Genomic DNA, 20,798 nt, shown 5'->3' on the forward strand with positions numbered 1-20,798 from the left:
TGCATCATTAAATATACGAAAATAGAAGCGAATTATTAAAATTATTTCCCTATTTTTGAATATAATAAACGAAGGTTTTTTCACAGACTGACGTTGGGTGCAATTAAAAAACTGATAATTAATGAAAATATTTATTTCACATTCCTCTAAAAACGCTAATTACGGAAATGCTCTTGTAAACCTATTAACGGGAATTGGAATTAGTGGTGACCAAATAATTTTTACGAGTAATGATGCATATGGAATCCCAATCGGACAAAATATATTTGATTGGTTGAAAAATCAGATAATTGAAAAACCCTATGTTCTATATCTTCTATCACCAGAATACTATAAAAGTGTAGCTTGTCTAAATGAAATGGGAGCAGCTTGGGTTATAGAAAACAAGCATACTATGATTTTTACGCCTAATTTTAAATTGGATAGTTACGAATTTCAAAATGGAGCAATCGACCCAAGAGAAATCGGTTTTTACATTAACAATAATGACAAATTAATTGCATTTATAGATTCATTAAGAGCAGACTATAATGTGACAAATAACCAAGTTTTAATAAACCAGAAAATAAGAGAGTTTTTAGATTCAATCAAAGATTTTCATATAACTACAACAAAAGAAATAAAGACCGAGTCATTAAAAAAGTCAGTTATTGCAGATGCAAAAACTGTAATTAAGAAAGAAACTCTTAAAACTGAAAAGAGTAATATTCAACCAAAAAAGTACGTTGGAAAATCTCGCTTTTTTAATGACTTAATGAACGGAAAACTAAAGGATGAAGAAGTCATTTTAACTCACTACATAATTGATACGGCAAAATTCAGATTGTTTACAGGTTGGCAAGAAGAGGAAGAAATTAAAAATATCAAAGTATGGGAAGACGTTAACGGAATTAATAATACATTATCTACAAAATATGAAAGTGCCTTGAGAAGATTTGAAATGAAAAAACTAGCAACGGTTTCCGCTGTTACAAGTGGTGGAAACCCAAAAGAACTGCAAATATCTGAAGAACTTCAAGATGAATTACTTGACCTTCCGGAAATTATTGTTGAGAAAATAAATGAAATTATTGAGAATAACCCTAAGGTTGAATCAGAGCAATCAGAAGTTGATTTGTGGTAAAAAAAAACTGCACCCAACAATGCATAAAAATAATAGCCTAAATAGCAGTAAATACAAGGGCTGTAGCCCGCTTCAGTTTTCTTGTAATTTGACAAGTTTAAAGCCCGCAATCGGCTACTATTCTTATGCGAAACGTTATACAAAAAGCAACTTAAACCAAGTATTTAAATGAATTTAAATTTATCAGATTTAGAGAAATTGTCTGATTTAAGACAAAAAGGAATTCTGACAGAAGAAGAATTTCAAACTAAAAAAAAACAAATTTTAGGAGATACACCAGCTAAACCACAACTGCCACAAGAAAATCTATCTACTAATAAAACACCTAAAAAAGAGTCCGATGGTTGTCTCAAAATTATAATTTTCTTATTTATAGGTTCGTTTGTTATAATATTTATATCTCTAATATTTGTTTTTACAAATACAAAAAAAGAGGCCAAACCAGTAGATAACGAACTTTTAATATCAGATAAACCAAAAACCGATCAACAAAAAATTGATTCAGCGAAGATTAGTAATGAAAATTTTGAATCTTTAAGTCCAAAAGATCAAATTGCATCTTTAGAAAAAGAACTTGAAAATAAAAAACTAACAAAAATTCAAAAAGAAGAAATTAATATCGAAATTAAGAATATTAAAGAATTAGAATTTGCTAAAAAAAATATATCTGCATGGGATCGCTCTAATCCAAAATTAGTTCGTGCAGTAAAAAAAGCAATGAATGACCCAGAAAGTTTTGAACATGTAGAAACAACTTTTGACTATAAAAAAAATAAAGTAGTAGCTACAATGATCTATAGAGGAAAAAATGCATTTGGCGGATTAGTTCTTGGTACAGTAAATGGCACATTTGATTATGATGGTAATCTACTTGAAATTCAAGATAGTAATTAATAAATATTCAATAATAACTAATAAACATGAACCCATTCCATTACGCATTCAAAGTGAAAGACATCAGCTCAACTCGGCAATTTTATGTGGATATTTTGGGTTGTGAAGAAGGTAGATCTACAGAAAATTGGCTAGATTTCAATTTCTTTGGCCATCAATTGTCGGCTCATATTTCTAATGATTTCCCGAAACTAGATTTCTGCGGAAAAGTAGACGGTATTGAAGTTCCTATTCCGCATTTTGGTTGTTTGCTAGAGAAAAGTGAATTTCAAAAAATTCAACAAAAATTGGAAGCTGCAAATATAGAATTCATCGTGAAACCTCAACTGAGATACGAAGGAAAACCAGGCGAACAAATGACCATGTTCGTGTTTGATCTAAGCGGAAATCCTTTAGAATTTAAGTATTTTTCAGATGAAAGCGAAGTATTTGCTTTGTAAAGCATTCTTTCTTGGGGTGAAAATAATAAACTAGAAAACAATACCTACCAAAAATCGCGATTGCTACGTTTGAAATAGAATAATATATTTTTATTAGTAAGAAAATAAGTGTAATTTTAAAATAAAAATCATGATGATTGTAGATTTATCTTGCCTTGTTCCTGCTGCACTGCTGCTTTTGAGAATAATAGTTGCCATCGTTTTTTTCTCTAGTGGCAAAAGCCACGCGATGAATCCTGTAGAAAGGGGCGAAAGTGTAGGGCTTTCTCCTGCGGCAACTAGAATTTTGGGTATTGCAGAAATTTTGGCGGCTGGTTCTATTGCTTTGGGCATTTTTCCACAAATAGGTGCGGCAATTGTGATGCTTACCATGCTTGGTGCCATGCAAAAGAAGATATTTGTCTGGAATACAAAGTTCTATGAAGATAAAGGCTATGGTTGGCATTATGATCTTATTTTCTTCCTTGCAGCATTCGTTATTCTGGCAACAAATGGCGGATCTTATATTGTACTTTAAAATTTATAAAAATGAGTTCTGATAAAGATAAAGGTCTTGCAATAATTCTCGTTTCTGCATTGGTATTTTTTTCCAACTCAGGTGGCTTTTTGATGGCTAATGTAGTTTTAGGTGATATGGGAGAGGTAGACTTTATGCCACCAATATTCAATATCGTGTGTGGTGTGATGATAACACTTTCCATTGCAGGTATGTTGTATGGTTTTCGCCTTCGGAAAGAAAGCTAGCAATCGCAAGGTTTGCAACATCGTGACTGTACAATCTGCGAACATAATGAGCAATAGGTAGAAAATGAGTATAAAATAAATTTTCTTATATTTAAGGTATGAGAAATTTAAAAATACTAGCATTGCTTTCGCTTTTTGTTTTATTTTGTAGTTGCTTTGAACATGAAGATGAAGTGACCATTAGTAAAACTGGCAAAATAGATATCGTTTCTATTATAAAAGTTAATTCCAACGAATCTAAAGCTGAAGTGCAAGAAGCGCTTAGTCATGAATTTACTCAATTGAAAAAAGCAGGTTGGAATGTTTCTTATCGATGGATGACTGCAACGAAACCTTATAAAATTCAATTTGTTGGCAGCAACACCCTAAATAATATCTACAACTACATAGAAAAAACCAAAGGTGAAAATCCTTCCGGTATCTACGTTTCTAAAAAATATTCTGATACAGAATTTGCCGTAACTTTTGATCTTCTAACCGATGCAGATAATAGAATTGTCCGCTTAGGTAAAAAAAGTTTACCCTTATATTCTTTTGCTGATAAGGACAAATTGCAAAGTGTGAGAAATATTGAAAGCAAAAAAAATTACATTGTTATCTTACAATAAACTTTGTTTTTTAGTATAAAATAATGATCGCAAATGAAGAGTTTGCGATTTTTCTTTGGAATAAAACTCTATTTTGGCAAATAATATTTTGCTATATTTAAAAAATCAATAATCCTATGATATAATTCAACCTTATAAAAAATAAATGCTAGAATTTCTTACCACTATATTTTTCATTTTCGCAGTAATAGACCCAATTGGTACCATTCCAGTTTACTTAGAAGCTACAAAAGAATTTGACCAATATCACAAAAGAAAAATTGCCATACGAGCTTCTTTGATTGCTTTTGGAATTCTGTTATTTTTTATCGTCATTGGGCAATTTATATTGGAAGGTATGTCGGTTTCATTAGATGCTTTTCAAATTTCTGGTGGCGTAATTCTGTTTCTTTTTGCCTTAACGATGATATTTGGAGACGGAAAACCAGATATAGAAAAGAATCAAATTACGGATTACAAACATGTGACGATTTTCCCTATTGCAATTCCTTCAATTGCTTCTCCCGGCGCAATATTGGCAGTTGTACTCATGACGAACAATCATCTTTATACCATACAGCAACAGGCGATAACTACAGGAATCGTGCTCATCGTAATTGGGATGACTTGTGCTATTTTGCTGGCTGCAAATCATTTCCAGAAGAGGATAGGAAATTACGGCATCACCGTTTTAAGTAAAGTGATGGGAATGATATTAGCAGCTTATGCCGTGCAAAGTATTTTAACGGGTATCACCAGTTATTTTTAATACAATAGAATTAATAAAAAATGATGAAAAAATTGATCTTAGCCTTATTTGCCACATTCGCAATATTTGCAGCAAATGCACAAAGTCCTATTGGCGCATGGGAATCTTTTGAAACACTAGAAAGTGGACAAAAAATAAGAATGGTAGTGATATTCACAGAAGATTACCAAGTATTGACGACTTTCGATGCCGAAACAGGTGCATTTATAGATACCAACGGAGGATCTTGGTCTTTGGATGGCGATGTAATGACGGAAGTTGCTGCCTTTAACTCTGATAGTTCTACGGCTGTAGGAAAGAAATCGAGTTTCAAAATTATCCTCACAGATGCAATTTTAGAAATACCGAAATTCGCGCTTAAATTTACAAGAATAGACGATGGCAAACCAGGTGAACTGCAAGGTGCTTGGCTGATGTCTGGCAGAATAGTAGATGGAAAAGAGCAAAAGCGCGATATAACCGGCCCCCAAAAAACAATGAAAATACTTTCTGGAAAGCGTTTCCAATGGATTGCTTACCATACAGAAACCAAGGAATTTCTTGGAACTGGCGGCGGAACATACACTACAGAAAACGGGAGATACACAGAAAATATAGAGTTCTTTTCTAAAGACAATACCAAAGTTGGTTTGAAATTAGGTTTTGATTATCTATTAGAAAACGCAGTCTGGAAGCATTCTGGCTTTTCTAGCAAGGGAGCTCCTATCAATGAAATTTGGGTTTTGAGAAAGTAAAATTTATTTATTTGAAATATTTCCACTTCGGGATAATCATCAATAAACCTACGCCTACAAACAAAAACATATTGGTAACATCTGTATACAAGAAGGTAGAAAGATAGAATTGGTGCAAGTAGAAATGCAAAATCACAAATGTTGGGAATGTGAAAACCGCTATTTTTCTAAATGTTGCAATACCGATGAGAGATAAAAAGGAAAAAAAATCTACGGTGAAGATGAGATAAAAATACCAATCTGGGATATTTAATGTTTCTCTTTGTAAAAATTCATCTCCATCTATACCTAATCCCATAAAAGTAAATAAGGCTAAAGCGCCAACACTCAAATAAAATCCAGTGGATTTTTTGGGTTCGTTTTCAAAATAATTGGTTTCCATATTCTGTAAAATTAAAAAAACTTATGATTACTCATAAGTTTTTTGTTGTTTTATATTAATGATAAATAACATTAAATAGTAACTGCGCCTATCAATCTGTTTTTATCCGAGATAAATTCTTCCATAGAGATCATACTTTCTGTTCTCATTACGTCTGGGATATCATCAATTTGATAGATAATGCTTTTTGCATCTTGTGTGTTTCTAGCTTTCACTTTGCAGAAAATATTATATTTTCCAGAAATTACGCTTGCTTCTATCACATTTGGAATCGTGGTAAGATGCTGCAAAACGTCTTGAGTTTTGTTGGATTTCGTTAACAAAATACCGATAAAAGCGGTAAAGTGATAATTCAATTTTGAATAATCTATGTTTAGAGAAGAACCAAGGATGATGCCTGCATCTTCCATTTTTTTCACTCTCACGTGGATTGTTCCTGCAGAAACGTCCATTTGTTTTGCTATTTCTGTAAAAGGCATTCTTGTGTTTGCAACAAGAAAATCTAGTATTTTTTTATCAATAGCGTCTAAAGAATAAGTCATAATATCTAATTGTATTTTTTTTAATAAATCGTTTAATAATTTGCAAATTTACGAAAAAAAAGCATATTACAAAATTTTACCGATTATTTTATAAATGTTTTAAGTAATTATGAAGTTATGTTTAGCATTCTTATTTTATAGTTTCTATTATAGTAGAATCTTTATTCAAACTATCTTTTTTACTAGTTTTAGCAGCTTTATTTTTATTTTTTCTCTTAAATAATCTATTAAAACTCTTGCTCCATACGATACCAGCTCCAAATGCTTGGTTGGCTGTTCCGCTAGACGCTGTAGTACTTCCCAATCCAATATTCATTGGTTTGGAATATCCACGAAGAAGTAAAGTACCGTCGTTTTTCTTAGAAACATCGTATTCTACGGTACCTTCGCCAGATAGATAGTTTTGGTTGGCGCTTCCTGCTCCATTGGAAAGAGGAATTCCCACGCCAGTTTTTACATTAATTCTCGGTGATAGAGCAAAATTTAAACCTGCGTTGGCACGATCTCCAGTATTGGAATTTATATCTCCGCTCACATAATTTAAATCTATCTGAAATTCATTGCTTATAGAGTTAATAACGGAGCCCAATTGTTTGAACACCAAATTTATCCCAGAATCTTGCGCCAATCCGCCAACACTGATATCTAAATTATTGTTCACAAATCTATTTAACAAAAGTATAGAACCTAGTTGCACAATTTTTTCATCTTCTTGGTTCATTTTCATGGCCAAAGTTTCTTTCACTTGGCTAGATACATCTTGCGCCGTCACATCAAAATCTATTTTCGGATCGTTAAGTGTTTGCGATATTTTTACTTGCAGCAATACATTTATTGGTTGCAAATTGCCGATATTTAAATAATCTCCAGCATTAGAAACTGTTCTCATGTAGTTTGCGGTAATGCCTAAAGATGGCGCCATTGCATCTCCATCCCAACTTATCTTGCTGCCTTTTTCTATTTGGAAAGTTCTATCCAAAAGGGCTTTACTTAAGTAGGTTCCATTGTCTACAACGTATGTTCCATTCATGGTAAGGTTTCCTGATCTAGACATTTGGAAGCTCAATCTATCTGAAACTCCGCGCACAGAAATGTCTCCCACATCGTCTCCCACTATCACATTCACGCTTGTTCCTTTATCTACATTTAAATTGAAATCTATATTCATATTCGCTCCAGACTTTTTGCGGTCTTCTAGCGTTATTAATCCTGTATCGTCTCGTTTCAGAAACCTCAACATTTTAAATTCTTCTACACTAGAAGTGGAATTAGAATTAAAAGTGAAAACGCTGCTATTTAAAGCTTTCATATTGGGTGTAGAAATATTGAGTGCTTTCACTGGACCATCTATATAGAGATCTCCTTCCCCGAAAACTCTACCCCAAAATAAATCATAATCTTTTTGTGAGGTATCTAGAAGCATTAAATTATCTGCTCTCATTACTAAATTGACACCCATGGAAGATAATGTTTCAAATTGTATCGCCCCAGAAATTGTTCCTTTAGAATTGCTTCTGCCATCTTTAACTCCAATGCTATTCAATACCGCCAAACCTCTAGAAAGGTAGATAACGGTATCATCAAATGCATAATCTACTCCCGTGAAATCTAATTTTAAACCGAATTCTTTCAAGCCGATATCTCCACTGTAGTTGATGTCGTTCAAAGTACCAGATACATTTAATACACCGTTTGCTTTCCCTCTCAGATTACTAAAAATACCTTTCACAAATTGATTGGTAAAACCGAGATCAAAACCTTGCATATCTGCTTTCAAATCTAAAGTAGGGCTTTTTGTATTGTTATCTACCGTTCCCTTCAAGGCAAGATTATTGGTACCGATAATTCCGGAAGACGTAAGATTGGCTTCTATATCAAAAACATTGGGCCTTTCGCTATTTTTTGCGTTGATTACAAAATTTCCAATTGCTTCTTTATTTATAAAAATATCGTTGATGCTTACGTCTATTAATGGTTGCAAATTGCTTTTGTTCATTGTCAAATCTATGCTACCATTGGCTACACCTTGTATATCTAATGAATTGCCATCATCAAACATATCAAATATTTTCGCTAGTTGTAAGTTTTTCACTTCTGCATCTGCATGAAAATCTTTCGAATCTTTGAAAACGGCTTCTTTCACAAATAGCTCACTTTCATCTGAATAAATCTTAAGGTTTTTGATAAGAAAATCTTTAGTTTTCTTTCTATAAGTGATGGAATGATCTAGCGCTGCACTGGTATCAATAGACCATGTGATGTTATTAAATTCTACATTTGTAGGATCAAAGCGAACAACATAATCTCCCTCCACATTGGTGCTTTGGTTGAGGTTGATGGCATAAGCTTTCATATTGTTATACTGTTCATCTTCTACCGAACCATGGTTGAAGTTTGCCGCTATTTTCAGAACGTCATTGTTGATGTTTTTTCCCGTGAGCAAAACATCTGTGAAAACATTTTGACTATACTCCGCTCTATCTATTTTTGCATAAATTTGCTGATCTAGATTTGCTGTATTTATTTTGATAGATATTCCCTTCACTACCGCGCTATCTATTTTTATCAAATCTTTTGGGTTTATTTTGTAGGCGCTGTTTACGCTTGCAAGTGCTTGATCTGCATCGGAGATTTCCTGCTTTTTCGTTATTAAATATTTTAGCCGTGCTGCATCAATATTCAATACTAAATTATTTGCATTTCCATCATAAGAACCTTCCACTGTAGCACCACTAGCAATTTTTATATCTGGAGAAAAATAACTAACCAAACCTTGGCTGATATCAAAATCCATTTGAAACTGCTGCCCTTTGTATAATTTTCTTGGAGCAGGACCTACCAATATCTTGTTCAGTCCATTTTGTATCATCCCAGAAAGATCTGCAAGATTGTATTTACCAGAAATTTGCCCATTTACTGCACCAGGAGCATTTACAGCGATGACGCGATTGCCATTTTCAAAATAGGTTTTCAATTTAGCTTCTGGAATTGCGTATTTTTCTACTCCATTAGAGAATGTAAATTGATTGATGGAAGCATCCAAATTTAAATCATTGATATTGGACATTTGTACTTTTCCAACGATATTACCTGTTACGATTTGGTTTCCAGCTTGTCCTGTGAAATAATTTACATTTAAATATTCTACATCCGCTTTCACATCGGCCAAGATTCTAGAAGTTTTGAAATCGATCAAACCTTCTACACTGGCTTTGGCTTGCTCATCATTCACCCGGATAATTCCTTTGTACACTTTTCTATCTAAAATTCCATCTAGAAAAACATTGTTGATTTCTTTATTTAGAATTTCCACTTTAGCAATTTGAGATGTGGTTCGAATTTTCATCGTGTTTACATCAAAACTTTGCCCGTCTACTTTAAACTTCCCGGTAATTAATCCTACTTGCGGACTTTTAGAAATAACAGCAGAATTTAAATCTTTTACGTCCGCAAATCCTTTATATTTGGGTAGATCTGTACTAAAATCTGTAAGATAAAATTCAGTAATATCTGCTTGTCCTATTCCAGTGATTAAATTTCCTTTGGGTATATAAATTTCTTTGGGCGTTACTCTAGCTGCACCAGTATATTTAATTCTTCCAAAATCATCTGCAAAGTTTTTCATCTTTGTAGAAATGAAAGTAGGCATCATTTTTTTTAAACCTACATAAGTGAAATCTGTAGATATCGTTTTTGTTTCTATTAAAAAATTGCCATTCAATAAATTTTTAAATTTTGCGGTGTTGGTGGCAATACTCACTTCTTTGTTCCCAATTACAAAATTGCTCACAGAAAAATTATTTAAAGGCCCATTGAGTTCCCCAGAAAAATTGATGGCATCATAATTATCCCAATTCGTAACGAAATAGCTGATGTCGTATCCACTAATATTGCTCCCACGCTTTAAGTTTAAATCCCAGCGAACTTTATTGGTGAAATCTGCCCAAGATCCATTATTTAAATTGAAAACAATATTACCATCCAACAAAGAATGATCTGTAAAAATGGTAGCATCTTTTAAGGTTAATGCCTTTTTGGTTAAAGATAAATCTCCAGAAAAAGTATCTACAATATGCTTCTTTCCGAATCTTTCTGTGGTGAAAGACATGTTATTTATTTGTGCAAATACATCTGGACCAATTACTTTTAGTTTTGGAATTTTAATGTTTACATCGGTCGCACTTAGCCATTTTCCAGCCTCACCTTCAGAATTTTGATTGATGATTGAAATTTTGCTATCCAAAATATTCACTCGAGAATTTAATTGAAAAGCTGGCTTGTTCGGATCTCTTTTTTTGCCATTATCAAAATTATTAACAAACCTAATGAAGTTTGAGATGCTATCTTTTTTATAAGTAACAACTTTTATGTCTGCATTTTCTAGCGTCAAAGAATTAAAACTTAACGAGTTACTTTTGCCAGAAATAGCATTATTTGCGAGAGAAATCCAATCTGAATTTGCTTTAAATATTTTTGCTTTTATAAAATCATTTCCTTTGTAATCCTCAATTTTCAGCCCTTGAATCGTAACATCTCCAAAAAAATCTACCGCTACATTTTCGGTAGTCATCTTCGCTTTAAAATCTTGATTTAAAACTTGAAGTGCTTGGTTTGCTGCCCAATTTTTGGTTACAGAAAGATTGATGATGATAAAAAAACAACCAACGATAAAGAGCGAAGACCAAAATATAATCAGTAATAATTTTTTCCACCATTTTAGGCTCACTACATCTTTCGCTGCTTGTTCTGCAAATTCACCAGCAACTTCACCAGGATGAGTAACAGCATCTTGCACAAAATCTTTCGTTTCTTGCACGGCATTTTCTACCTTTTCAGAAATAGATTGGTGGTCTTTATCGTTATTATTTTCTAAATTTGCCATTGTTATGAATCAAACTATAATTTTGGGGATAGAATCCTCTTGTGATGATACTTCTGCTGCTATTATCAAAGGAAATGCCATCCTATCAAATGTGGCAGCTACACAAGCAATACATGTAGAATATGGTGGTGTTGTTCCAGAATTGGCTTCCAGAGCGCATCAGCAAAATATTGTACCTGTTGTGCATCAAGCATTATCCAAGGCAAATATACAACAAAATACCATCTCTGCTATCGGTTTCACAAGAGGTCCAGGATTATTGGGTTCGCTTTTGGTAGGCACTTCTTTTGCGAAATCTTTGGCGATGAGTTTGGATGTTCCGTTGATAGAAGTCAACCATTTGCAGGCGCACATTCTTTGTCATTTTATAGAAGATGCCAATCCAAAACCACCTGCATTCCCTTTTCTATGTTTAACGGTTTCTGGCGGACATACCATGATTGTCTTGGTGAAAGACTATTTTGATATGGAAATCATTGGTAAAACGATGGACGATGCTGCAGGTGAAGCTTTTGATAAGATTGGCAAAATGTTGCATTTGGATTATCCAGCTGGCGCAATTATAGATAAACTAGCAAAAATAGGAAACGAAAATGCTTTCACTTTTAATAAACCAAAAGTAGACGATTATCAATATTCTTTTAGTGGTATAAAAACTTCTGTGCTTTATTTTTTGCAAAAAGAAGTAAAGAAAAATCCAGATTTTATTAAAGAAAATTTGGAAGATATTTGCGCTTCTGTGCAAAAATGCTTGGTAGAAATCTTGATGAATAAGCTAGAAAAAGCCGCAAAAGATCTCAACATCAACGAAATTGCTATTGCTGGTGGAGTTTCTGCCAATTCTGGTTTGCGAACTGCAATGAAAGAAAATGAAGAAAAATTGGGCTGGAAAACTTACATTCCAAAATTTGAATACACCACAGATAATGCTGCGATGATTGCGATGGTGGCACAATTGAAATTTGAAAGAGGAGAATTTGCACCGCTCAATATTTCTGCAACGGCGAGATATGATATTGAGGGAAATTTTTTTGAATGACGAAAAGATAATAGACAGATAGATAATAGATAATTAGTTTTTGAGTTTTATTTAATTTGAAATACTTTAAGCGTTTAATTCTGTAATTTTCTAATCTTTTAATCTTTTAATCTTTTAATTTAAGTAGTATAATATGAAACTATTCTTTGGAGAAATTTTTCCGGAAATAAAAATTGACGAACCAGAACAACAACACATGTTGAAAGTTTTGCGCCTGAAAAACAGCGACGAAATCTACCTTACAGACGGAAAGGGAAACGCCGTGAAAGGAAATTTAATAATAGAAGGTAAAAAAATATCATTAGATAATATAGAAAATTTACCATTTGAAAATAAAAATCCGCAAGCTTTGCACATCGCAATTGCACCCACAAAAAATATAGATAGAATAGAATTTTTCTTAGAAAAAGCTATAGAAATGGGCGTAGATGAAATCAGTTTTATACAAACCGACCATTCTGAGCGCAAAAATATTAATTTTGAAAAACTACAGAAGCAAGCTTTGGCAGCATCTAAACAAAGTTTGAGATTCCAGTTTCCTGTATTAAATGACTTACAAAAACTAAGCGATTTTTTAAATAATAATGATCTACAAAATTGCGTAGTTGCGCACTGCAATGAAAATTTAACAAGACAAAATCTATCAGAGATTTCTAAAGAAAATTTAACATTTTTAATTGGTCCGGAAGGAGATTTCTCTGATAGGGAAATTCAACTTTTACAAGATAAAAAGATACCCGCAGTTTCTCTTGGCGAACGCAGATTGCGCACAGAAACTGCAGGTATATTTGCAGCAGCTTGGCATTATTTATCCTATCCCTAAATCCTTTTTCAAAGGAAAGCAAATTTTGATTCGCTAAAGTAAGAATTCGCCTCAAAGGAACGTTCTTACAAGAATTTTCTATCCGCAATTGCAGTTTTAGTAAGAAGATGAGAGCATTTAAGCTTTAAAAAAAAATAACTTTTCGGAAATGTTTCACCATTTAAGTTTTTTTAGAAAAATTTAATTTAATTTTCTTTATTCCTGGTAAAATGTTTTACATTAAAAAATCCTTTCCTTTTCGATAAAATTCGAGAAGAAAAGGATTTTTTTATTTTGAAAAGTTAATCGATACATTTAAATGTACAGCCAAACTTGCGATGAATTACTCTTGGTAATATGTTTTAAATTTTTGATTGCCTGCATCATAAATGATTGCAATTTTTACATCTTCTCCTTGCACGATAACGCCATCATTTGGTGAAGGTGTAAAATCGTCTGTATTCATAAATACTGAGGCTCCTTTTTTGAAGGTATTCACCTTTATTTTATCAGAATAATTTTCTGCGTAAGCTAAATATGGATCTTTCGTCGCCTTGTTGGTGCAAATAATCAATAATCTAGAAACTTGTTTTTCATTATTATCCAAAACAATGGCTACATCCATCACACCATCTTTATCATAATCACCGTAAGACAAACAGTTTTTTGCACGATCAACATTTTGAGTAACTTTATAATCTACTCCATCGTTATAAGCTTTTTCGATAATTAATTTTTTCGTTTTGGAACCTAAGCCAGAAAATGGTTTAATAGAAAAATATTCTTTAAATTCTTCATACTGGTATTGAGAAACTGCGGTAGATTCCAACAAATAATAAGGTTGCTCCGTAATGTTTTTCTCGTTGGCTGGCTTGCTAAGATACACCGTAGAATAACCATTGATGTTTTCGGAATTTTTCACGTAAATTTTATCGCCAAATTTCATAGATTTCACCATAGATGCTGCATCTGAAGAAGGTGTACTTCTTAAATAGGCCTCATTTGCAATCACATAACTTTCTGTCACATATTCTTCTTCTTCACCATATTCATCCGTATTTCTTTCGGTATTCATAGCAGAATTAGTAGTATCTACAATTGCTGCACCAACTTCAGACGTATCTTTTATGCCCATTTCCGAGTTACTAACTACTTCTTTATCCTTCTTATTAAAAAAAAGAAAATAAGCCGCAATCGCTAAAAATAAGGTAGCAATAACTGCGATTATGATATTCCGATTGTTGTTGTTCTTATGGTCTCCTCCTATATTTCCACCGTTTCCATTTCCAGTGTTTCCGCCGTTTCCATTGTCGAAATTTCCGCCGTTATTTTGGGTATTGCGATTGTTTGGGATATCATTTGCTCCCATATTCCCTCTATTGTAATCGTTTTGATTTTCGTAGTTATTGGCATTTGGATTTACATTTTGATGCGAATTATTTCCTTGATTTTGATAATCGCGATCGCTGTAATTTTGATTGTTTTGATTATTGTTGTTATGATTATTTTGATTATAATCTCCGCGATTTAAATTATTCCTGTTCTGATCTTCATAATTGGGACGCTCATTCTGCGGATTAGAATTTTGATTCCTCCTACTCTGCTCCTCACGAAATTGATCATCTTGCGGATTTCTAGAATTCTGATTGTCGTTATTATTATTATTTTGAAAATCGCGATTTGAGTTTCTCTCGTTTGGAAAATTGTGATTGGAATTATCATAATTTCCACGATCGTTTTGATGGTCAGAACTTTGATGTCCCGAATTTTGATGATTTCCAAATTGATCATTATTCCTACTCACATCATCTCTTCTATCGTTGGTTTGATTGTCTTGATTGCTAGAATTGTTTTGACGCTCAGTATTTAAATTTCTTTGGTTTTGCTCATCTCGATACGAATTTTCGTTCTCTTGGTTTAGACTATCACTTTGCCTGTTAGCATTGTTACTTTCTCTATTTTGGTTTCCGTTGTTCCCATCGTTATTTTGATTAGGATTCTGATTGTTGAAATTATCGTCGTTCATGTTTTTTAAAATTTAAAATCAAATGTACTGATTTGTAGAAGAGCAAATTTATTTTTATTCAGAAATATCTTTCAAAATTAAATGGGAAACCTTCTATTTTTTTGCCACCACAGCTTTTATAAATGCCGTGAATAATGGATGCGGATTTGCGACAGTACTCTTGTATTCTGGGTGGTATTGCACGCCAACATAAAATGGGTGATCTCGCAGCTCTATAGTTTCTATCAAGTTCGTATCTGGGTTGAAACCGGTTGCCATCATTCCATTTTCTTCAAATTCTTGTTGGTATTCATTGTTAAATTCAAAACGATGGCGGTGCCTTTCTGTAATGTTTTTTGTGCCGTAAATTTCAAATAATTTAGAATTAGATTTTAGGGTACATTTCCAAGCGCCCAATCTCATGGTGCCGCCTTTTTCTACCACGTTTTTTTGGTCTGCCATGATGGAAATTACAGGTTGTGGCGTCTCCGTATCAAATTCCATAGAGTTGGCTTTTGGGTAATTGAGCACATTTCTTGCAAATTCTATCGTCATTATTTGCATTCCAAGGCAAATACCTAAAATTGGAGTTTTATTTTCTCTAGCAAATTTTGCCGCCAATATTTTACCTTCTATTCCACGATCTCCAAAACCTGGAGCTATTAAAATTCCACCAACTCCAGCAAAGGTTTCTGCTAGATTTTCTTCCGTCAAATCTCCACTATACACCCAACGAATTTTCACATCTGTCTCTATAGATGCACCAGAATGGATAAATGATTCTACAATAGATTTGTAGGAATCTTGTAAAGATACATATTTACCAACCAAGGCAATTTCTACCGTTTTTTTAGGGTTTTTGTATTTCTTTAGAAAGTTTTTCCAATCATTTAAATCAGATTCATTGCCTTGCGGAAGATTTAATTTTTTAATAACTACCTCGTCAAAATTTTGTTTTTGCAGGTACATCGGAACTTCGTAGATGGTTTCTAGATCTATACTTTCGATCACATTTTCGTAGCCAACGTTGCAAAATTGCGCCAATTTAGAGCGAATTTCTTTCGTCATTTTATGTTCCGTTCTGCACACCAAAACATCTGCTTGTATGCCACTTTCCATCAACAATCTTACAGAATGTTGAGATGGTTTCGTTTTCAATTCGCCACTAGAAGCCAGAAACGGCAACAAAGTAAGATGGATAACCATAGAATTTCCTTCGCCCAACTCCCATCGCAATTGTCTCACAGATTCTATGTAGGGCAAAGATTCTATATCTCCCACAGTTCCACCAATTTCTGTGATGATGATGTCGAAGTTTTTATTGCTCAACATCTTTATCCTGCGCTTTATCTCGTTGGTAATGTGGGGAATAACTTGCACCGTTTTTCCTAGAAAATCACCTTTACGTTCTTTTTCTATTACGGTTTGGTAGATTCTACCAGTAGTTACATTGTTGTTTTGCGAAGTTGGAGAATCTAAAAATCTTTCATAGTGTCCAAGATCAAGATCTGTTTCTGCACCATCTTCTGTTACGTAGCATTCGCCGTGTTCATAAGGGTTTAGTGTACCAGGATCTATATTGATGTAGGGATCTAATTTTTGTATTGTCACTTTGAAACCGCGGGATTTTAGGAGCAATCCAAGAGAAGCGGCAACAATTCCTTTTCCTAAAGAAGAAGTTACACCGCCAGTTACGAAGATGTACTTTGTATTCTTTTTGTTCATTTATTTTAGGTTTTCGCAAAGTTAAAAGAAAAAGCGATGCTAGGCAAAGTTATTTTCGTGTTTCTCAGATTTTCAGCCTTCGTTTTTTGATTTCGCCGATATTTTTTGAAAAAATTTGATAGGGGTTTCGTTCGGGTCTCGTTCGAGATTCGTTCGGGAAATGGGTGTATATATTTCTGGTTTGAGTTGAGACATTTATCCGGAAATTAAAATTTTGAAAAATAGCTTGTTTACAAGGAGCAAAATGGGTAATAAGAAATTTTTTAAAAAGATGAAGCGTGTTTGAGATTTGGGCGTGACCCCAAAAATTTTCGCAAAATTTTTGGGGTCGGTTTTCGGTTCCCAACCTGCCTGTCGGCAGACTGGTCTTTTTTTGCAAAAAAGGATTTCCACCTACAACCTCACGCGAAGTTTTGCTTTCAAGGAAGAGTTTTATTAAAATTGAAAGGTTTAAAACCTAATATACAGAAGATTAGAAATAAAAATTGGTATCTTTATATAAAATAGATCTTTTGCGCATTTAGAAATATACTTTTAACACAAAGAATTTCAACCATGTACATTTACTTACAGAAAGCAAAAAATGGAATATTCGCATTTCAGGCGAACGCTTAATCAAATCTGCCTGCAGATTCCTCTTTGCTAACTTAATTATGACATAACTAAAATAACTTTGCGTCAAATCTTTTTTTAATTAATTGATATGCTGAATTTTATAATTAAAAATCTAAATACGCCATAGGTAAAATAGATCTTTTGTGCATTTAGGAATATATTTTTAAACGCAAAGAATTTCAATCATTTACTTTAAGAAAGCAAAAAATGGAATATTCGCATTAGAAGCGAAAGCTTAATCAAATCTGCCTGCAGATTCCACTTGGCTAACTTAATTATGACATAACTAAAATAACTTTGCGTCAAATATTTTTTTAATTAATTGATATGCTGAATTTTATAATTAAAAATCTAAATACGCCATAGGTAAAATAGATCTTTTGCGCATTTAGAAATACATTTTTAAACGCAAAGAATTTCAGTCATTTACTTTAAGATAGCAATAAATGGGATATTCGCATTTCAAGCGAAAGCTTAATCAAATCTGCCTGCAGATTCCTCTTTGCTAACTTAATTATGAGAAAAGTAAAATAACTTTGCGTTTAATTTTTTTTAATTAATTGATATGCTGAATTTTATAATTAAAAATCTAAATACGCTATAGGTAAAATAGATTTTTTTCGCATTTAGAAATACATTTTTAAACGCAAAGAATTTCAATCATTTACTTTAAGAAAGCAAAAAATGGGATATTCGCATTAGAAGCGAAAGCTTAATCAAATCTGCCTGCAGATTCCTCTTTGCTAACTTAATTATGAGAAAAGTAAAATAACTTTCCGTCAAATTTTTTTTAGTTAATTGATATGCTGAATTTTATAATTAAAAATCTAAATACGCTATAGGTAAAATAGATCTTTTGCGCATTTAGAAATACATTTTTAAACGCAAAGAATTTCAGTCATTTACTTTAAGATAGCAATAAATGGGATATTCGCATTTCAAGCGAAAGCTTAATCAAATCTGCCTGCAAATTCCTCTTTGCTAACTTAATTATGAGAAAAGTAAAATAACTTTGCGTTTAATTTTTTTTAATTAATTGATATGCTGAATTTTATAATTAAAAATCTAAATACGCTATAGGTAAAATAGATTTTTTTCGCATTTAGAAATACATTTTTAAACGCAAAGAATTTCAATCATTTACTTAAAGGAAGCAAAAAATGGGATATTCGCATTTCAAGCGAAAGCTTAATCAAATCTGCCTGCAGATTCCTCTTTGCTAACTTAATTATGAGAAAAGTAAAATAACTTTGCGTTTAATTTTTTTTAATTAATTGATATGCTGAATTTTATAATTAAAAATCTAAATACGCTATAGGTAAAATAGATTTTTTTCGCATTTAGAAATACATTTTTAAACGCAAAGAATTTCAATCATTTACTTAAAGGAAGCAAAAAATGGGATATTCGCATTAGAAGCGAACGCTTAATCAAATCTGCCTGCAGATTCCTCTTTGCTAACTTAATTATGAGAAAAGTAAAATAACTTTGCGTTTAATTTTTTTTAATTAATTGATATGCTGAATTTTATAATTAAAAATCTAAATACGCTATAGGTAAAATAGATCTTTTGCGCATTTAGAAATACATTTTTAAACGCAAAGAATTTCAATCATTTACTTAAAGGAAGCAAAAAATGGGATATTCGCATTAGAAGCGAAAGCTTAATCAAATCTGCCTGCAGATTCCTCTTTGCTAACTTAATTATGAGAAAAGTAAAATAACTTTGCGTTTAATTTTCTTTTAATTAATTGATATTCTGAATTTTATAATTAAACAGCTAATATGAAATGGTCTGCAAAAACAATAAAATATAAAGGCGAAAACCGAATTGCCGTTACATTTGAAAAAAACACCGAATTAATTCGTAGAATAAAACAAATAGAAAACTACAGGTGGAGTCCAAAAATGAAATTTTGGCATATACCAGATACTGTAGAAAACAGAACCCGTTTTAAGATCATACAGCTGGAAGATACCATTCCATCCGTAGAAGGAACAGCGCAGATAAAAAAATTTGAGCAATGGTTGCAATCAAAACGATACAGCCCAAACACTGTAAAAACTTATGCAGACGCACTGAGATCTTTTCTTGTATATTACAGAAAAAAAGAAATTTCTGAGATTACAAATGAAGATGTAATTAGCTACAATAATGGTTACATTTTGGCAAATAATTTCTCAGCTTCTTATCAAAATCAAATCGTAAGTGCTATAAAACTCTACTTTGCAACTATAGTAGAAAAGAAGATAGAGATTGCAAAAGTACACAGACCAAGAAGAGAAAAATTGCTGCCAAATGTATTGAGCAAAGAAGAGATAAAAGCGATATTAGAAGCACACAGCAATATAAAACATAAAACTATGCTGAGTGTAATCTATAGTTGTGGGTTGAGACGAAGCGAACTTTTGTATCTAAAACCAAGCGACATAGATTCCAAAAGAAACATCGTAATCATCCGCCAATCAAAAGGCAAAAAAGACAGAATCACGCCTTTGTCTCCAAAGATTTTAGAGTTGTTAAGAGAATATTATAAACAATACAAACCCAAAAATTATCTATTTGAAGGACAAATTGCAGGAACTGTTTATTCTGAACAAAGTTTGCAACATGTTTTAAAACAAGCGTTGACAAAGGCGAACATAAAAAAGCCCGTAACGCTACATTGGTTACGCCACTCTTACGCAACACATCTCTTAGAAAGCGGCACAGACTTACGATATATACAAGAACTTTTAGGGCACAATAGCAGTAAAACAACCGAGATTTATACTCATGTAAGCACAAAAAGTTTACAACAAATAAAAAGCCCTTTTGATGATTTATAAGATATTATTACTATATTTGATATTAAATAAAGTATCACTGCTATGATACATATCACTCCGATTTTGGACGGATATGTATCATTTTATGATACATATATACAAGTTGTACGCCATTTATGAAAAGTACGCTAAATAAAATAAAATTTATTTTTTGGGAGAAATATTACTACCAAATCTTACTATTCGTAGTTTTGGGTACAATTCTATTTTTTTTCTTTCTATCGAGAAGAAACTCTGAAACAATAAACGAAAACGCTAAATTTACAATTGCGACAATTATTTCTGAATGGCATCATAAAAATAATAGTGGCTTCGGAGTTGATTACGAGTATTTTGTTAAAGAAAAAAGATATAAAAAAACCGTTAACCTAAATGTTGAGAAAGAGCAAAAATTTTTAATTGTCTTTGATTCTCTTAATCCACGGAGAAGTCATTTATTAACAGATTATGAAATAAGTAAAACTATAAGTTTAAAGCCTCAATATTTAGGATGGACATATTCTCAAGTACCATTTTCATTAGATTCAGTAAAAATCATGCACGAAATAAAACAGACAAATGCTTTTACAATTTTTTCACCTTAGAAAAACGTCGTACAATAACTAAGCTTTCGTTTTGTCTGAAAGACAAGAAATGAAAGCCCGTTGAACGGAACCTTCGGTAGCTTTTGCTCCCCACTTGGTAAC

The 20,798-nt window shown here is 32.6% G+C and carries 17 protein-coding genes; 12 read left to right on the forward strand and 5 right to left on the reverse strand.

The features are described from left to right. Positions 1-121 precede the first annotated feature (121 nt). The 8 genes from HNQ03_RS15050 (at position 122) to HNQ03_RS15085 (ending at position 5,291) form a co-directional block, all read left to right on the forward strand. Complete coding sequence (locus tag HNQ03_RS15050) at positions 122-1,123, forward strand: toll/interleukin-1 receptor domain-containing protein (RefSeq protein ID WP_173780525.1); 1,002 nt, start codon at positions 122-124, stop codon at positions 1,121-1,123. Positions 1,124-1,291: 168 nt separating this feature from the next. After that, complete coding sequence (locus tag HNQ03_RS15055; RefSeq protein ID WP_173780526.1) at positions 1,292-2,017, forward strand: SHOCT domain-containing protein; 726 nt, start codon at positions 1,292-1,294, stop codon at positions 2,015-2,017. Positions 2,018-2,043: 26 nt separating this feature from the next. After that, positions 2,044-2,457 (forward strand): VOC family protein, encoded by a 414-nt coding sequence (locus tag HNQ03_RS15060; protein WP_173780527.1) that lies wholly within the window; start codon positions 2,044-2,046, stop codon positions 2,455-2,457. A 130-nt stretch (positions 2,458-2,587) separates the two neighbouring features. After that, positions 2,588-2,974 carry a DoxX family protein gene (locus HNQ03_RS15065; RefSeq protein ID WP_173780528.1) on the forward strand — a complete coding sequence of 129 codons (387 nt, stop codon included), beginning with the start codon at positions 2,588-2,590 and terminating at the stop codon, positions 2,972-2,974. Between the two features lie 11 nt (positions 2,975-2,985). Then, positions 2,986-3,201 (forward strand): hypothetical protein, encoded by a 216-nt coding sequence (locus tag HNQ03_RS15070; protein ID WP_173780529.1) that lies wholly within the window; start codon positions 2,986-2,988, stop codon positions 3,199-3,201. 98 nt (positions 3,202-3,299) lie between these two features. Next, entirely contained in the window at positions 3,300-3,809 is a 510-nt protein-coding gene (locus tag HNQ03_RS15075; RefSeq protein ID WP_173780530.1) for a hypothetical protein, read from the forward strand. 145 nt (positions 3,810-3,954) lie between these two features. Next, positions 3,955-4,557, forward strand: coding sequence for a MarC family protein (locus HNQ03_RS15080; protein ID WP_173780531.1), 603 nt, complete (start codon positions 3,955-3,957; stop codon positions 4,555-4,557). Positions 4,558-4,580: 23 nt separating this feature from the next. Next, positions 4,581-5,291 (forward strand): membrane or secreted protein, encoded by a 711-nt coding sequence (locus HNQ03_RS15085; protein ID WP_173780541.1) that lies wholly within the window; start codon positions 4,581-4,583, stop codon positions 5,289-5,291. 7 nt (positions 5,292-5,298) lie between these two features. On the opposite strand, the gene HNQ03_RS15090 is transcribed toward HNQ03_RS15085, so the two are convergent. The 3 genes from HNQ03_RS15090 to HNQ03_RS15100 all read right to left on the reverse strand — a co-directional run bounded on the left by HNQ03_RS15090 (position 5,299) and on the right by HNQ03_RS15100 (position 11,097). Next, positions 5,299-5,673, reverse strand: a complete 375-nt coding sequence (locus tag HNQ03_RS15090) for a hypothetical protein (protein WP_173780532.1) — start codon at positions 5,671-5,673, stop codon at positions 5,299-5,301. Positions 5,674-5,744: 71 nt separating this feature from the next. After that, positions 5,745-6,215, reverse strand: coding sequence for an Lrp/AsnC family transcriptional regulator (locus HNQ03_RS15095; protein ID WP_173780533.1), 471 nt, complete (start codon positions 6,213-6,215; stop codon positions 5,745-5,747). A gap of 130 nt (positions 6,216-6,345) precedes the next feature. Next, positions 6,346-11,097, reverse strand: coding sequence for a translocation/assembly module TamB domain-containing protein (locus tag HNQ03_RS15100; RefSeq protein WP_173780534.1), 4,752 nt, complete (start codon positions 11,095-11,097; stop codon positions 6,346-6,348). A gap of 4 nt (positions 11,098-11,101) precedes the next feature. On the opposite strand from HNQ03_RS15100, the gene tsaD reads away from it, so the two are divergent. Both tsaD and HNQ03_RS15110 read left to right on the forward strand, forming a co-directional pair. After that, complete coding sequence (tsaD, locus tag HNQ03_RS15105) at positions 11,102-12,136, forward strand: tRNA (adenosine(37)-N6)-threonylcarbamoyltransferase complex transferase subunit TsaD (protein WP_173780535.1); 1,035 nt, start codon at positions 11,102-11,104, stop codon at positions 12,134-12,136. A 133-nt stretch (positions 12,137-12,269) separates the two neighbouring features. After that, positions 12,270-12,959 (forward strand): RsmE family RNA methyltransferase, encoded by a 690-nt coding sequence (locus HNQ03_RS15110; RefSeq protein ID WP_173780536.1) that lies wholly within the window; start codon positions 12,270-12,272, stop codon positions 12,957-12,959. Positions 12,960-13,281: 322 nt separating this feature from the next. Here HNQ03_RS15110 and HNQ03_RS15115 read toward each other — a convergent pair whose 3' ends face one another. Then, positions 13,282-14,964, reverse strand: a complete 1,683-nt coding sequence (locus HNQ03_RS15115; protein ID WP_173780537.1) for a hypothetical protein — start codon at positions 14,962-14,964, stop codon at positions 13,282-13,284. Between the two features lie 93 nt (positions 14,965-15,057). Continuing rightward, a complete protein-coding gene (locus HNQ03_RS15120; RefSeq protein ID WP_173780538.1) occupies positions 15,058-16,668 on the reverse strand; it encodes a CTP synthase in 1,611 nt (536 codons plus the stop codon). A 2,400-nt stretch (positions 16,669-19,068) separates the two neighbouring features. Here HNQ03_RS15120 and xerA point away from each other — a divergent pair. Then, positions 19,069-20,112, forward strand: a complete 1,044-nt coding sequence (gene xerA / locus HNQ03_RS15125; protein WP_173780539.1) for a site-specific tyrosine recombinase/integron integrase — start codon at positions 19,069-19,071, stop codon at positions 20,110-20,112. A 116-nt stretch (positions 20,113-20,228) separates the two neighbouring features. Next, positions 20,229-20,696: a hypothetical protein gene (locus tag HNQ03_RS15130; RefSeq protein WP_173780540.1), complete on the forward strand. Its 468-nt coding sequence runs from the start codon at positions 20,229-20,231 to the stop codon at positions 20,694-20,696. Positions 20,697-20,798 lie beyond the last annotated feature (102 nt).

Origin of the sequence: Frigoriflavimonas asaccharolytica (genome assembly GCF_013294015.1) — a bacterium.
Classification (GTDB): Bacteria; Bacteroidota; Bacteroidia; order Flavobacteriales; family Weeksellaceae; genus Frigoriflavimonas; species Frigoriflavimonas asaccharolytica.

Excerpts from the sequence above, each read along its gene's own strand:
- HNQ03_RS15130 (WP_173780540.1), top strand. The coding sequence starts at position 20,229 with ATGAAAAGTACGCTAAATAAAATAAAATTTATTTTTTGGGAGAAATAT.
- HNQ03_RS15085 (WP_173780541.1), top strand. The coding sequence starts at position 4,581 with ATGAAAAAATTGATCTTAGCCTTATTTGCCACATTCGCAATATTTGCA.
- HNQ03_RS15120 (WP_173780538.1), bottom strand. The coding sequence starts at position 16,668 with ATGAACAAAAAGAATACAAAGTACATCTTCGTAACTGGCGGTGTAACT.
- HNQ03_RS15100 (WP_173780534.1), bottom strand. The coding sequence starts at position 11,097 with ATGGCAAATTTAGAAAATAATAACGATAAAGACCACCAATCTATTTCT.
- tsaD (WP_173780535.1), top strand. The coding sequence starts at position 11,102 with ATGAATCAAACTATAATTTTGGGGATAGAATCCTCTTGTGATGATACT.
- HNQ03_RS15115 (WP_173780537.1), bottom strand. The coding sequence starts at position 14,964 with ATGAACGACGATAATTTCAACAATCAGAATCCTAATCAAAATAACGAT.
- xerA (WP_173780539.1), top strand. The coding sequence starts at position 19,069 with ATGAAATGGTCTGCAAAAACAATAAAATATAAAGGCGAAAACCGAATT.
- HNQ03_RS15070 (WP_173780529.1), top strand. The coding sequence starts at position 2,986 with ATGAGTTCTGATAAAGATAAAGGTCTTGCAATAATTCTCGTTTCTGCA.
- HNQ03_RS15110 (WP_173780536.1), top strand. The coding sequence starts at position 12,270 with ATGAAACTATTCTTTGGAGAAATTTTTCCGGAAATAAAAATTGACGAA.
- HNQ03_RS15050 (WP_173780525.1), top strand. The coding sequence starts at position 122 with ATGAAAATATTTATTTCACATTCCTCTAAAAACGCTAATTACGGAAAT.
- HNQ03_RS15075 (WP_173780530.1), top strand. The coding sequence starts at position 3,300 with ATGAGAAATTTAAAAATACTAGCATTGCTTTCGCTTTTTGTTTTATTT.
- HNQ03_RS15080 (WP_173780531.1), top strand. The coding sequence starts at position 3,955 with ATGCTAGAATTTCTTACCACTATATTTTTCATTTTCGCAGTAATAGAC.
- HNQ03_RS15095 (WP_173780533.1), bottom strand. The coding sequence starts at position 6,215 with ATGACTTATTCTTTAGACGCTATTGATAAAAAAATACTAGATTTTCTT.
- HNQ03_RS15060 (WP_173780527.1), top strand. The coding sequence starts at position 2,044 with ATGAACCCATTCCATTACGCATTCAAAGTGAAAGACATCAGCTCAACT.
- HNQ03_RS15065 (WP_173780528.1), top strand. The coding sequence starts at position 2,588 with ATGATGATTGTAGATTTATCTTGCCTTGTTCCTGCTGCACTGCTGCTT.
- HNQ03_RS15090 (WP_173780532.1), bottom strand. The coding sequence starts at position 5,673 with ATGGAAACCAATTATTTTGAAAACGAACCCAAAAAATCCACTGGATTT.
- HNQ03_RS15055 (WP_173780526.1), top strand. The coding sequence starts at position 1,292 with ATGAATTTAAATTTATCAGATTTAGAGAAATTGTCTGATTTAAGACAA.